This is a genomic window from Cupriavidus basilensis (genome assembly GCF_000832305.1).
GTDB classification, from domain to species: Bacteria; Pseudomonadota; Gammaproteobacteria; order Burkholderiales; family Burkholderiaceae; genus Cupriavidus; species Cupriavidus basilensis_F.
Map to the genome: position 1 here is coordinate 1 of NZ_CP010536.1, position 13,845 is coordinate 13,845.

Annotated in this window: 6 protein-coding genes and 2 pseudogenes; all 8 read left to right on the plus strand. The window is 59.6% G+C overall.

The window, feature by feature from the left end:
• Window positions 1-606 precede the first annotated feature (606 nt).
• Window positions 607-2,394, plus strand: coding sequence for a chromosomal replication initiator protein DnaA (gene dnaA, locus RR42_RS00005; RefSeq protein ID WP_043342586.1), 1,788 nt, complete (start codon window positions 607-609; stop codon window positions 2,392-2,394).
• 477 nt (window positions 2,395-2,871) lie between these two features.
• A complete protein-coding gene (dnaN, locus tag RR42_RS00010; RefSeq protein WP_043342590.1) occupies window positions 2,872-3,996 on the plus strand; it encodes a DNA polymerase III subunit beta in 1,125 nt (374 codons plus the stop codon).
• Between the two features lie 227 nt (window positions 3,997-4,223).
• Complete coding sequence (gene gyrB, locus RR42_RS00015; RefSeq protein WP_043342592.1) at window positions 4,224-6,761, plus strand: DNA topoisomerase (ATP-hydrolyzing) subunit B; 2,538 nt, start codon at window positions 4,224-4,226, stop codon at window positions 6,759-6,761.
• A 148-nt stretch (window positions 6,762-6,909) separates the two neighbouring features.
• Window positions 6,910-7,770, plus strand: a complete 861-nt coding sequence (locus tag RR42_RS00020) for a DUF6216 family protein (protein ID WP_144409712.1) — start codon at window positions 6,910-6,912, stop codon at window positions 7,768-7,770.
• A 225-nt stretch (window positions 7,771-7,995) separates the two neighbouring features.
• A complete protein-coding gene (locus RR42_RS00025; protein WP_043342598.1) occupies window positions 7,996-10,740 on the plus strand; it encodes an McrB family protein in 2,745 nt (914 codons plus the stop codon).
• A gap of 162 nt (window positions 10,741-10,902) precedes the next feature.
• Entirely contained in the window at window positions 10,903-13,032 is a 2,130-nt protein-coding gene (locus tag RR42_RS00030; RefSeq protein ID WP_082054763.1) for a DUF2357 domain-containing protein, read from the plus strand.
• Window positions 13,033-13,111: 79 nt separating this feature from the next.
• Window positions 13,112-13,570: pseudogene (gene gyrB, locus RR42_RS39395) on the plus strand (DNA gyrase subunit B); the annotation flags it as partial.
• Window positions 13,569-13,799, plus strand: a pseudogene (locus tag RR42_RS38160) (IS110 family transposase); the annotation flags it as partial. The pseudogenes gyrB (RR42_RS39395) and RR42_RS38160, both read left to right, overlap by 2 nt.
• Window positions 13,800-13,845: the final 46 nt, after the last annotated feature.

Here is a 13,845-nt window from a genome sequence, read left to right on the forward strand (position 1 = left end):
CTGAGTTTCGCGCGGCGTGTCAAGACTGCAGATGGTTTAGAGCCTTGTGAAGCACCCCTGCCTCAAAAACATGCAACAGGCCGTTGTATTTCATTGTCCACAATCGCCAGTGGGTAAGTTTTTTTTCTTCGGGGGTGCCACCCGGGGTTGCCCAAGGTGAGCGAAGTCACTGTTTCGACTGGGTTTTCCCATGTTTTGGCTACCCGGAAACCCGCGCCAGAACTAGGGTTGTGCACAACAATCCACTGCTTTTTCACAACTTATCCACAGACTTATCCTTTGTGGATAACTTGGGGTGGGGGGTACAATCCGGGTCCAAACACCACACGGGCTGCGTGGCGCAAGCGCAACCCGGGCAACACCCCTGGCATGCCGGACAACGGACGCGCAACGGGCAAGCGGCGATTTCGCCGCCTCGCTCGTCAGCGGCTCCCGCTTGTCGCGTCGATCACCATGGGGCCCGGGCTGCGGGGTCATTTGCGGATCGCTTGGCGATCGCGTTCAGGTTGCATGGACTCACGGCAAGGATGCCTCACACCGATCCTTGCCTGTCGTCCATTCGGCCGGGCTGTCCATGCACCGTGGCGAACACCGAACAACAAAACAATGCAAGATTTCTGGCAGGCAGCAGCCGCGCAACTCGAGCGCGAACTGACGCCGCAACAGTTCAAGACCTGGATCAAGCCGTTGGCGCCCGTGGGCTTCGACGAGCAAGCGCATGCGCTGCGCATCGCCGCGCCCAACCGCTTCAAGCTCGACTGGGTAAAAAGCCAGTTTTCCGGCCGCATCACCGCGCTCGCCTGCGAATACTGGGAAGCCAACGTCAGCGTTCACTTCGTCCTGGACCCCGCCGCCTCGGGCCGGGCTGCCGCCGGCTATCCGCAGCAGGCCGGTCAGCCCGGCCTGCCCGGCATGGCTGCGCAGCACGCCGGCCCCGGCTATCCGTCCGGCCAGCCGCTGTCGCAGAACTTTGGCCAGCCCGGCATGCAGCCGGGCCAGGGCGGCCAGGGCTACGGCCCTATGAACCAGGCCGGCGGCCAGCGCGGCGGGCAAGCGCCCTACCCTGGCAATGGCGCCAATGGCAGCAATGGCGGCAACTATCCCGGCAGCGCCAACCAAGGCAACATGGGCGGCATGGGTGGCGAGATCGTCGATATCGACGTGCCGCAGCTCGACCCGGCCGAAGCCAGCGCCCGCTCCTACCGCGTGCAGCCGTCGCAGCAGCCCATGCAGGGCGGCCACCCCGGTAACCAGGGCGGCCATCCAGGGCATCAAGGGCATCCGGGCCAACAAAGCCACCCGGGCCAACAAAGTCACCAAGGCCACCCCGGCAATCAGCATGGCGGCCAGCAGCAGAACGACTCGGTGCACGAGCGCTCGCGCCTGAACCACATCCTCACCTTCGACAACTTCGTCACCGGTAAGGCCAACCAGCTCGCGCGCGCCGCCGCCATCCAGGTGGCCAACAACCCCGGCAAGTCCTACAACCCGCTCTACCTGTATGGCGGCGTAGGCCTGGGCAAGACCCACTTGATCCACGCCATCGGCAACTTCATGCTGCTGGAGAACCCGCGCGCGCGCATCCGCTACATCCACGCCGAGCAATACGTCTCCGACGTGGTCAAGGCCTACCAGCGCAAGGCGTTCGACGAGTTCAAGCGCTACTACCACTCGCTCGACCTGCTGCTGATCGACGATATTCAATTCTTCTCCGGCAAGAACCGCACGCAGGAAGAGTTCTTCTACGCCTTCGAGGCCCTGATCGCCAACCGGGCGCAGGTGATCATCACCAGCGATACCTACCCCAAGGAAATCAGCGGCATCGACGATCGCCTGATCTCGCGCTTCGACTCCGGCCTCACGGTCGCCATCGAGCCGCCCGAGCTGGAGATGCGCGTCGCCATCCTGATGAAGAAAGCCGCCGCCGAGAACGTGAGCGTGCCCGAGGAAGTCGCCTTCTTCGTCGCCAAGCATTTGCGCTCCAACGTGCGCGAGCTCGAAGGCGCGCTGCGCAAGATCCTCGCCTTCTCCAACTTCCACGGCAAGGACATCACCATCGATGTCACCCGTGAAGCACTGAAGGACCTGCTGACGGTGCAGAACCGCCAGATCTCTGTCGAGAACATCCAGAAGACCTGCGCGGATTTCTACAACATCAAGGTCGCGGACATGTACAGCAAGAAGCGGCCCGCCAATATCGCGCGGCCCCGCCAGATTGCCATGTACCTGGCCAAGGAACTCACGCAGAAAAGCCTGCCGGAAATCGGCGAGCTGTTCGGCGGGCGCGATCACACCACCGTGCTGCACGCGGTGCGCAAGATCGCCGACGAACGCAGCAAGGACGCGCAGCTCAACCACGAGCTGCACGTGCTGGAACAGACGCTCAAGGGCTGAGCGCGAGCGTGGCATCGCAGTGAAACAGCAATGAAACAGCAGTGAAGCAGCATTTGCCAGCCCCGTCACGCGGGGCTGGCATACTGTAGGGTACGCGCCGGGCAGGATCCGGCGCATGAATCAATCGGAAAGCAACACCGGGGCATTGCGGAACATTGCCATGAAAACGGCCTGGGCTAAGGCTTTGCGGTGAGTCGGGACGAGCGGGCGGAGGGGGCGGCCAGCGACAACAGTCGCCAGCCACCGAAGAAGTCTGAATTTGTGTCGCTTTGCGCACAATTTCACCCTCCGATCGCGCTTCTCCCGCTTCACCGCAGCGGCTTATCCTTGGTACAATGGCGAATTAACTTGTTGATTCCAAAGCGTTTTGGAAGCGTTTTCGGAGCGTTTTCGGAAACTTCGCAGCAAGTTAGCGCCAGACAATACGCACCCTACGCACCCGCGGTCGCTTACTACAAACGACGAAGGATAAATTCAATGCAATTGGTCAAAACCTCGCGAGACAATCTGCTGCGTCCGCTGCAAATCGTGAGCGGCATCGTGGAGCGCCGCCACACACTCCCGATCCTGGCCAACCTGCTGATTCGCAAGTCCGGGTCCAACGTATCCTTCCTCTCGACCGACATCGAGATCCAGATCACCACGCACGCCGAATGCGGCGTCGGCAGCGACACCGTGGCCACCACCGTGGCCGCCCGCAAGCTGCTCGACATCCTGCGCGCCATGCCCGACGGCGAAGTCGCCCTGTCGCTCAACGACAAGCGCATGACCGTGCAGTCCGGCAAGAGCCGCTTCGCGCTGCAGACCCTGGCCGCCGAAGAATTCCCCACGGTAGCCGAAGCCAGCGAGTTCGGCGCCTCCGTCAGCCTGCCGCAAAAGACCTTCAAGCACCTGCTCGCCATGGTTCACTTCGCCATGGCCCAGCAAGACATCCGCTACTACCTCAACGGCATGCTGCTGGTGGTGGACGGCAAGAAGGTCATGGCAGTCGCCACCGACGGCCACCGCCTGGCCTACTGCGGCGTGGAACTGGACGGCGAAGCCACCAGCGGCGAAGGCGCACCGTCGCGCCAGGAAGTGATCATCCCGCGCAAGACCATCCTCGAGCTGCAGCGCCTGCTGGAAGACAACGACGATCCCGTGCAAGTGCAGCTGGCCGCCAACCAGGTCAAGTTCACCTTCGCCAATATCGAGCTGATCTCCAAGCTGGTCGAAGGCAAGTTCCCGGACTTCCAGCGCGTGATCCCCAAGGGCTACAAGAACGCCTTCGCCATCGACCGCGTCAAGCTGCAGCAAGCCCTGCAACGCACCGCCATCCTGACCACCGACAAGTTCAAGGGCGTGCGCTGCATCCTGGATACGCACGTACTCAAGATCAGCTCCACCAACGCGGACCAGGAAGAAGCGCAGGAAGAGCTCGAACTCGACTACTCGGGCGACGCGCTCGACATCGGGTTCAACGTCACCTATTTGCTGGACGTGCTCGCCAACCTCAAGAGCGAGCAAGTCCAGGTCAGCCTCGGCGACTCCAATTCGAGCGCGCTGATCACCGTGCCGGAAGACGACAACTTCAAGTACGTCGTCATGCCGATGCGCATTTGATGAGCCGGTAACAAGGACCACAAGATACGCAAAACCGGAGCATCTAACGGCACACCACGGCTTGCGCAGCAGCCCCAAGGGCGCCGCGCAAGACCCGCCGCACCAGGGGCCGGATCGTCGAGATCCGCCCCTTTTGCCGTTTTTATGTAACCCGCTATGCGGCCCGATCCGGGCGCGCCCATCCGGGCGTGACGAGAGATCGCCGCATTCGCCGTGAGTAAGAGAACATGACCGAAGAGCAACAACCGCAATCGCAACCGCAACAGCAAGACAGCTACGGCGCAGGCTCGATCCAGATCCTGGAAGGCCTGGAGGCGGTGCGCAAGCGTCCGGGCATGTACATCGGCGACACGTCCGACGGCACCGGCCTGCACCACCTCGTATTTGAAGTGCTGGACAACTCCATCGACGAAGCCCTGGCCGGCTGGTGCACGGAAATCACCGTCACCATCCACAGCGACAACTCGATCTCCATCACCGACAACGGCCGCGGCATTCCCCCGCTCGTCAAGTTCGACGACAAGCACGAACCCAAGCGCAGCGCGGCCGAAATCGCCATGACCGAGCTGCACGCCGGCGGCAAGTTCAACCAGAACAGCTACAAGGTCTCCGGCGGCCTGCACGGCGTGGGCGTGTCCTGCGTCAACGCCCTCTCCAAGTGGCTGCGCCTGACCGTGCGCCGCGACGGCCAGGCCCACCTGCTCGAGTTCGCCCAAGGCGCCGTGCAAAACCGCCTGGTGGAAACCGTGACCGGCCCCGACGGCCAGCCGGTGGAAGTCTCGCCGATGAAGATCCTCGGCCCCACCGACAAGCGCGGCACCGAAGTCCACTTCCTCGCCGACGAAGAAATCTTCACCAACGTCGAGTTCCACTACGAGATCCTCGCCAAGCGCATCCGCGAGCTCTCGTTCCTGAACAACGGCGTGCACATCCGCCTGGCCGACCAGCGCACCGGCAAGGAAGAAGACTTCGCCTTCTCCGGCGGCGTCAAAGGCTTCGTTGAATACATCAACAAAGGCAAGAGCACCCTGCACCCCAACATCTTCTACGCCAACACCGAAAAAGACGGTATCGCCGTAGAAGTGTCCATGCAGTGGAACGACGGCTACAACGAACAAGTACTCTGCTTCACCAACAACATCCCGCAGCGTGACGGCGGCACCCACCTGACCGGGTTGCGCGCCGCCATGACGCGCGTGATGAACAAGTACATCGAAGAAAACGAGATCGCCAAAAAGGCCAAGGTCGAAACCACCGGCGACGACATGCGCGAAGGCCTCGCCTGCGTGCTCTCCGTCAAGGTGCCCGAGCCCAAGTTCAGCTCGCAGACCAAGGACAAGCTCGTCTCCTCCGAAGTGCGCCTGCCCGTGGAAGAACTCGTCGCCAAGGCACTCGGCGACTTCCTGCTGGAAACCCCGGTAGACGCCAAGATCATCTGCGGCAAGATCGTCGACGCCGCCCGCGCCCGCGAAGCCGCCCGCAAGGCCCGCGAAATGACCCGCCGCAAAGGCGTGCTCGACGGCATGGGCCTGCCCGGCAAGCTCGCCGACTGCCAGGAGAAAGACCCCGCCCAGTCCGAACTCTTCCTGGTGGAGGGTGACTCCGCAGGCGGCTCCGCCAAGCAAGGCCGCGACCGAAAGTTCCAGGCCATCCTGCCCCTCAAGGGCAAGATCCTCAACGTGGAACGCGCCCGCTTCGACAAGATGCTCTCCAGCCAGGAAGTGCTCACGCTGATCACGGCGCTTGGCACCGGCATCGGCAAGGACGACTACAACCTCGACAAGCTGCGCTACCACCGCATCATCATCATGACCGACGCGGACGTGGACGGCTCCCACATCCGCACGCTGCTGCTCACGTTCTTCTACCGCCAGATGCCCGACATCATCGAGCGCGGCCACGTGTATATCGCCCAACCGCCGCTGTACAAGATCAAGCACGGCAAGGAAGAGCGCTACATCAAGGACGACAACGAGCTCAACGCCTACCTGCTGCGCCTGGCCATGGAAAAGGCCGCCCTGGTCAACCCCGACGGCAGCGAAGTCGCCGGCGACGCCCTGACCGAGCTGGCCCGCCAGTACCAGCTGGCCGAAGCCGTGATCGGCCGCCTGGCCCGCATCGTGGACAGCGACGCCCTGCGTGCCATTGCCGACGGCATCGAGCTGGACCTGGACAGCGCCGCCGCCGCCGAAGCCTCAGCCACCGCGCTCAAGGCCAAGCTGTCGGAAATGCACGCCAAGACCCTGCTGGGCGCCGCCGTGAATGACGACGGCACCGCAGATGTCTACGCGCAGTTTGATGAAAAGACGGACAAGCACCGCCTGATGATTGCCCGCCGGCATCATGGCAACGTGCGCCTGTCTCACCTGGACGCGGACTTTGTCCACGGCGCGGATTACGCCGCACTGTCGCTGGCCGCCAAGACCTTCCAGGGCCTGATTGCGGAAGGCACCAAGGTGCGCCGTGGCGAGGGCGAAAAGATGCGCGACCAGACGGTGAATGACTTCCATGCTGCCATGCAGTGGTTGTTGTCCGAGGCGGAGCGTGGGGTTTCCCGTCAGCGGTACAAGGGGCTGGGGGAGATGAATCCTGAGCAGCTTTTTGAGACTACTTTGGACGTTACCCAGCGCCGACTGCTGAAGGTGCAGATTGAGGATGCTATTGCGGCTGATCAGATTTTTACTACGCTGATGGGGGATGAGGTTGAGCCTCGGCGCAACTTCATTGAGTCTAATGCGTTGGTGGCACGGAATATTGATGTTTGAACGGCGTCGCTAAAAATCTCTAATTAAAAAAAGGCCAACCTCGTATTGAGGTTGGCCTTTTTTTGTCAATGCATCGTAAAGTGATGCTTCTGTATCTCAACTACATCTGTGGAGAAAATGCAGATGATCTCGCTTAGAGGAGAGTGAGTTGGAAATATTTGAAGGGGTTAAGGGACTGGCAAGCCTGGGTACAGCACTAGGAATCTCGTCGGTATTGCTCGGTTCCATCCTAGTGGCGTGGTTGGTTTGGCGGCGGACGAGATCAACTCATAGTCTAATGACAAGGCTGTGGGCTCGGTTTGACAGAAATTCAAAAAATGCAGATCAGGCTATTGCTACCTTCTTGAGCGGACAGACAAATCTAATGCAGTTTAGATTCACGACTGGAGTACCTGCCAGGACGCTCGCACAAGCCCACAAGCTGATCAATTGGACGAGTGCCCATAACGAGAACATTGATGCAGTGAAAGCATGTGGAGAGTACTTCGATATTGAGCGACCTGGGTTGAAGGAGCCTGCCAAGTTGCCAGGAATATGGACGCTAGGGTCTCTTTTCACAATCTCTATTACCTTCTTTGTGGTCGCGTCGCTAGTTGCTGTTGGGGCAATTCAATCGTCTGCAATCTTGCGCACAAAGGATAGTGGTCTTACCTTTCTGCTGTCGAAAGACAATGCAGTGATGCTTTGGTCAGATGCCTCATTTGGCACGAAACAGTGCAAGGAAGACCGCGCCGCTATCACGCTTGTGACTAAATTCAAAGGCTTCGAGGTGGACGCGATATGCGATCTTCTCGTCGACGGGCGAGCGTCGGAGTATGTGCGCACAAACGTGCAGCTGCAGAGAGTAATGCTCCCATTCATTTCTGGATTTCTTGCAACTATCGCATTTATGTGCTTGGCTTATGTATCGTGTGGCGTGAATGCCAATGCAATGTCGGCTAGATTGGCGAAGAGGGAGTGCCTTGCTCTTGATTTCGCTGACGACGGCAAGAAGGCTGCTCAATCGTAGAGGGCCAAACCGATACATGGTGCCGAGCGCAGGAACGTCCGCCTGGAGACCGATGATTCGCTATCACAAGTTTCTGATGTGTACCTCATGCTCAGGGTATCGCCACGTAAGCATAAAAGGTACGATCTTGTCGAAACGGCCCTGTTTCTTCAGCACAAAGATTGCTGATATGCAGCCATTTCAGCTAGGAATTTACTTAGTATATATTTCGAGGAGCGACGTGGAATGAGCCGGTACTGTGGCGACGACGATTCAAAGCCAATCCTAGAGGCCGCCGCCCATTGGCGCGACTCCGCGCTGCTCGGTGGCGGCTCGGTTCTTACCAGCGATAAGCTCTGGACATCGCCTCTGCTCGATGTTCTCGACGAGTATTTCGTACGGCGACCAGACGTCGGCGATGGCAAGTTCCTACAGAAGCTAGAGCAACAACTTGCGCCGACAGACGGCGCCGCCAAGCAGCTCGTGGCAGAGATGATGTGGGTTATGTATCTCTGCCCAAGCAGCCTGACTCCCGCACACAAACGGAAGACCGTGCAGACCGTATGGGCATGGTCGAGTGAAGAGGCCCCAACGAATTCCCGCTGGCTAGATGATGACGCCCTCGCTGGGGTCGGAAGTGCCGGTCCTGGATTCAACCAGAATCAGTGGCGCGAACTCGTATTCCTCATCAACTTCATGCGTCGCTTCCGTGAGCTAGACACCGGCGAGCAGCTGCGGCTGATGGAAGACGGTCGGAAGTTCGACGAATGGCTCAAGGAGGTGCCCGATTGGGAAGCGAGGCAGCTCCGCCACATGCTGCTCTTCCTTCTCTTCCCGGACGACTTCGAACGCATCTTCGGCCAGAACGATCGCAAGACCATCGTTCGACACTACTCAAAGCTGGATCGCCGAGAAGTGAATCGAATGGATGCTGAGCAGCTGGATCGTGAGCTGCAATCGATACGCAAGCGTCTCGAAGGCGAACGGGGCACCACTCAGCTGGACTACTACGTGCCGCCACTCAAGGGCGAGTGGAGGAGTGAGACCTTTGCGGCAGCCACGGAGAGCGTGATGGCAGAGCATGTTCGCCAAGCCATCGCGGAAATCCAGCAAGACGGTGTGCCTCAGGATGCTGAATCAACGGGCTACGATCTTGTAGATGATGGTAATCGGTACCCACCGAAATTGGTGCTATCGCTTGCAGTAAAGCATGCAACCGGGGAGCCGCTGGACCGCGCCAATTTCTCCGGTGGTGAGGAGTCGTCGGCCTTCCGCCTGTTGCGTCGCCTTGGCTTCGAAATTAGGCCCAAGGATGAGGCCGAGAGCGGCATCGCAGAGCTGATGCAGCGCTTCCTAGAGCAAGCCGAGTCTGGTAAGGCGCTGAGCGCGCAAGGTTACCTCCGTGAGTACCAGGGACTGAAAGTACGTGTGAGTTTTGGAAAGGGAAACTTTGCACGAATCCCATGGATTGCGTTCCTTGGCGACGGGCAAACCGTGTCCGAGGGCGTTTACCCGGTGCTGCTGCTGTTCCGGGATAAGCGGCAACTATTGCTTTGCTATGGCGTGAGCGAAGAGGGTTCGGCCCGGCTGAGCTGGGGCGACCTAGACGGAGCGCAAACAGTGAGAGAGTGGTTCAAGGATCGTTACGGCCACAGCCCCGATCGATATGGTGCCTCTTTCGTCCGCGCTGCATATGACATCTCTCAGCCACTACCAATTCCTGAACTGCAGCAGGAGCTGGATGATCTGATCGATGTCTATGCTGGGGTATTGTCAGGCGGGAGTGCCGATATGCCGACGGAGACGACTGACCCCGTGGAGCCGGACGTGCTTCTGCCAGTAAGGGCCAATCTACGGGAAGCGGTGCTCGCGTTCGGCGAAGCGTTACAAGCCTCCGGCGTCAAGTTCGGCGATCAGCATGACACGCTTGTCTCCGCCTTCGTCTCAAGTATCGTCACAAAGCCGCTAGTTATCCTGACTGGGCTATCCGGTTCTGGCAAGACGCAAATTGCCATCCGATTTGGTGAGTGGTTAGGTGACGATCGGCTCCACGTTGCGGCGGTGCGTCCTGACTGGACAGGCGCCGAGACCTTGTTTGGCTATGAAGATGCACTAAAGCGGGAGCTCGATGGACGCCCAGCCTGGGCGGTTCCCGCTCCCCTCGAATTCATCTTGAAGGCAGTTGCAGACCAGCAGCATCCGTACGTGTTGCTGCTAGACGAAATGAATCTCGCGCACGTAGAGCGCTACTTCGCTGACGTACTGTCGGGTATGGAGTCTGGCAAACCTTGCCTGCCCAATCTTCAACGAGGTACGGATGGATGCTGGCGCGTGCGTATCGGTGAAGACGCGAGGGTGCCAATCCCGCGCAATCTGTGGATAGTTGGGACGGTCAACGTTGACGAGACTACCTACATGTTCTCGCCAAAGGTACTGGATCGTGCCAACACCTTTGAGTTTCGCGTGCAGGCGAGCGACCTATCGATTGAGGCTCGGAAGCCTACGCCGTGCGCTCCGGGCGATGCCGAGCTGGTGAGAGGCTTGCTGACCATCGCGCGCGACGATGATTGGCATTTGACTCACCAAAGCGGTTCGATTGATGAGCTTACTCCACGCCTGAAGCAGCTCCACGAACTGCTAAGTCGCTATAACCTCGAGTTCGGTCATCGAGTGTTCTATGAAGCGATTCGGTTTGCATCGCTGGCAGAGGAAGCCGGTATCACTGGTCTGGACGCAGTCCTGGATCGGATCGTTATGCAGAAGGTTTTGCCAAGATTGCACGGATCGCGGCGACGGCTCGAACTCCCGCTACTGGCTCTCGCCCAGTACTGTCGCGATCTGCCCACGTCGATCACGAGTGACGATAAGCTGCAAACCGCAGGTGTTGAAGAGATACCGGCGCAAGGCGCTGAGCTACCAACTTCGTACGCAAAAATTCTTCGCATGCTTCGCAGCCTACGTGCAAACCAATTTGCTAGCTTCACAGAGTAAGTCGTGCGTACCGTAACCGAAGCATCGATTCCATTGCTTGCGCCGTCTGGCGCGACTGTCGCAGTACTGCATGTAGCGGTGTTGCCTCACAGAGGTAGCTCGTCGCCTGCGACGCTCTGGGCTTCAGCCGGTTTCCGGGACGGCGATGAGGCTGGCGGGTCCATGGAACTGCTGGAGGGAATGGAGTACCGATACGCATGGGAGAGACTTGCGCCGGGGATAGGTAGCATCACCGCAGACCCTGAGGAGATCTTTCAGCCTGACACTGTCGAAGGGCTGTCAGGTCGTCTCCGACCTGGACTATCGACCGGTACCGTTCGCGTCGTGCTCCGCGAGGGTCCTGTCGTGCTGGGGCAGCAGGAGATCGAGGTACGTTCCCGAAAGCTCACTTACCTCTCTGAGTATCGTTGGATGCTTCGCGACATCGCTGAGCGAATGACTGAGCTTGTGATGGACCGCTTCGCGGTCAGCGACGCTCGATTCGAGCAGGATGATACGCGCGACGCGGTGACGCTCTATCAGCGCTTCACGTTCTTGCGAGCCTTGTTTGAAAGTGAGAGCTTTCAAGGGGCTATTCGAGAGGTTCTTCGTCGGCCACACACTGCTTGGGAAGTGGCCAGCGATATTGTTCGGCCTGGCAGTGGAATACGCGCAGACTCTCACGTTCTACGTCAGCTCACCAAAGGCGGGCAGCGATCCGCATGGCCGGGCGGCACCATTCCCTCCGTGCCTTCACGGCTTGAGCGCCGGCGAACCGAAGCGACGCATGACACAACACCCAATCGCTTCGTGAAGTTTGCCCTTGAACATTGGTCTCAGATTCTTGGTGATATCGATCTTGGCCTCGCAAAGGGGCAGCCAACACCAGCAACTACTCGGGGCCGCCGGGAGATCGCCGCTGTTATGACTCAGCTGGAGGAGATCCTGCACCACGATCTGTTTGCCGAGGTGGGTAAGATGGTGCGATTTCCCGCTGATGATCAGGTCCTGCAGAAGTGCGAGGGTTACAGGGACATCTTTAAGGCCTATGTTGAGCTCGAGTTTGCAGCCCGCCTATCCTGGCATGATTCGTCTCAGGAATATGGCGCCGGGTTGCGGGATGTCGCCACACTTTATGAATATTGGGCATTCATCCAGTTAGCGCAGGTCGTTGCCGATTTGGTCGGACAGACATTTGACATGGCGCCATTGGTGCAGTCGCGTAAAGACGGTCTTACTGTTGGGATTCAGTCGGGCGTTGAAACCGTTCTCAAGGGAGAGGTAGAGCGTTTTGGACGGCGCATGGTGGTGGAGCTCTGCTTTAACCGGACCTATCGCGCCGGCTCGGGACGTGTAGCTTCGTGGACAAGGCCAATGCGCCCCGATTACTCTCTGTTGATTGGCCCGGCGGAAGGCGAGTCGGCCGCCTTTGAGCCGATCGTTCTTCATTTCGACGCCAAGTATCGGGTCGAGTTTCTCAAAGAAATCTTTGGCGCCGGTGATGACGTGGAAGAGGATGCCGGCGTGCAACAGAGGCCAGTCAGTCTGATGCGCGGGGGGGCTTTGCGTGCAGACCTCCTCAAGATGCATGCTTACCGCGATGCCATCCGACGGACCGCAGGGGCCTACGTGCTCTATCCGGGCGGCGACGGCGAGGAAGAAAGCAATCAGTATCTCGAATACCATGAGCTCCTGCCTGGGCTCGGTGCTTTTGTGCTTCGGCCTACTGATATTGGTAGCGCTAATGGTGCGCCGGCATTGCGGCGGTTCATCAGCGAAGTGTTCGATCACGTAGCAACCCGTCTGACCATGCATGAGCGGGGGCGATATTGGCTCGAGGAGGCGTATGGTGAACCGTTGTCCGGCCAATCTGCTGGCTTGCTCGACACGCCGCCGCCCGAAACCAGTGTGCTTTTAGGGTTCGTGAAGAGCCGCGAGCATTGGCGCTGGATCGAACAACGTAAGGCCTACAATGTTCGAGCGGAAGGCAGAAGTGGTGGAGTCCAGGCTAGCGCAGATCTACTACACAGCCAACTTCTACTTCTCTACTGTCCTTCCACGCAGCAGATTGCCCTCGCTCGGATCGTGTCCGATGCAGAAGTAATATCGTTGGCCGGCATGGTTGCAATGGACTACCCGGAACCGCGTGGAGAGTATTGGTGTGTACAACTCCGCTGGCTAGACCAAATTCAGTGGCTTCGCGGCTTCTCTCCGTCCAAGATCGAGGAATGCGCTACAAGCCAAGGGCTGTTGTATGGGGCGCCTGCTAGAACTTCTTGGGGCGTCATCGAGTCGGCCTGTCGTGTTGGGTGAGTGATGAATGCGCTCATCCGCTAGAGCGTGATTTGGCCGTCCACCTTAGGGGGCTCGAGCGAGCGGCGCTGAGCTCCGCATCGGCAAGGACGACTACAACCTGGCGAAGCTGCGCCACCACCTCATCATCGCGGACGTGGACGGCTCCCACATCCGCACGCTGCTGCTCACGTTCTTCTACCGCCAGATGCCCGACATCATCGAGCGCGGCCACGTGTATATCGCCCAACCGCCGCTGTACAAGATCAAGCACGGCAAGGAAGAGCGCTACATCAAGGACGACAACGAGCTCAACGCCTACCTGCTGCGCCTGGCCATGGAAAAGGCCGCCCTGGTCAACCCCGACGGCAGCGAAGTCGCCGGCGACGCCCTGACCGAGCTGGCCCGCCAGTACCAGCTGGCCGAAGCCGTGATCGGCCGCCTGGCCCGCATCGTGGACAGCGACGCCCTGCGTGCCATTGCCGACGGCATCGAGCTGGACCTGGACAGCGCCGCCGCCGCCGAAGCCTCAGCCACCGCGCTCAAGGCCAAGCTGTCGCTCAGGCTCATCTATCCGCGGCGACCATCCGTCCAGGCGAGGCAGCAAGGTGCTCAAGAGAGCGCTCTTACTCTCAGCCTTTGCCGCATTGCGAGATCCGGTCTCAAGGGGCTATTACGCTCGCAAGGTCCAGCAAGGAAAACGCCACAATCGGGCGCTCATCGCTCTCGCCAGAAGACGCTGTGATGTGCTGTTTGCCATGCTGCGCGACGGCACCCTCTACCAGCCGATATCCGCCCCCAAACGCTTGACGAAACACACAGGGCCCCCCAATC

Bases quoted from the DNA above. Each gene is read 5' to 3' on its own strand.
- dnaA (WP_043342586.1), top strand. From the start codon at position 607: ATGCAAGATTTCTGGCAGGCAGCAGCCGCGCAACTCGAGCGCGAACTG.
- dnaN (WP_043342590.1), top strand. From the start codon at position 2,872: ATGCAATTGGTCAAAACCTCGCGAGACAATCTGCTGCGTCCGCTGCAA.
- gyrB (WP_043342592.1), top strand. From the start codon at position 4,224: ATGACCGAAGAGCAACAACCGCAATCGCAACCGCAACAGCAAGACAGC.
- RR42_RS00025 (WP_043342598.1), top strand. From the start codon at position 7,996: ATGAGCCGGTACTGTGGCGACGACGATTCAAAGCCAATCCTAGAGGCC.
- RR42_RS00030 (WP_082054763.1), top strand. From the start codon at position 10,903: ATGGAACTGCTGGAGGGAATGGAGTACCGATACGCATGGGAGAGACTT.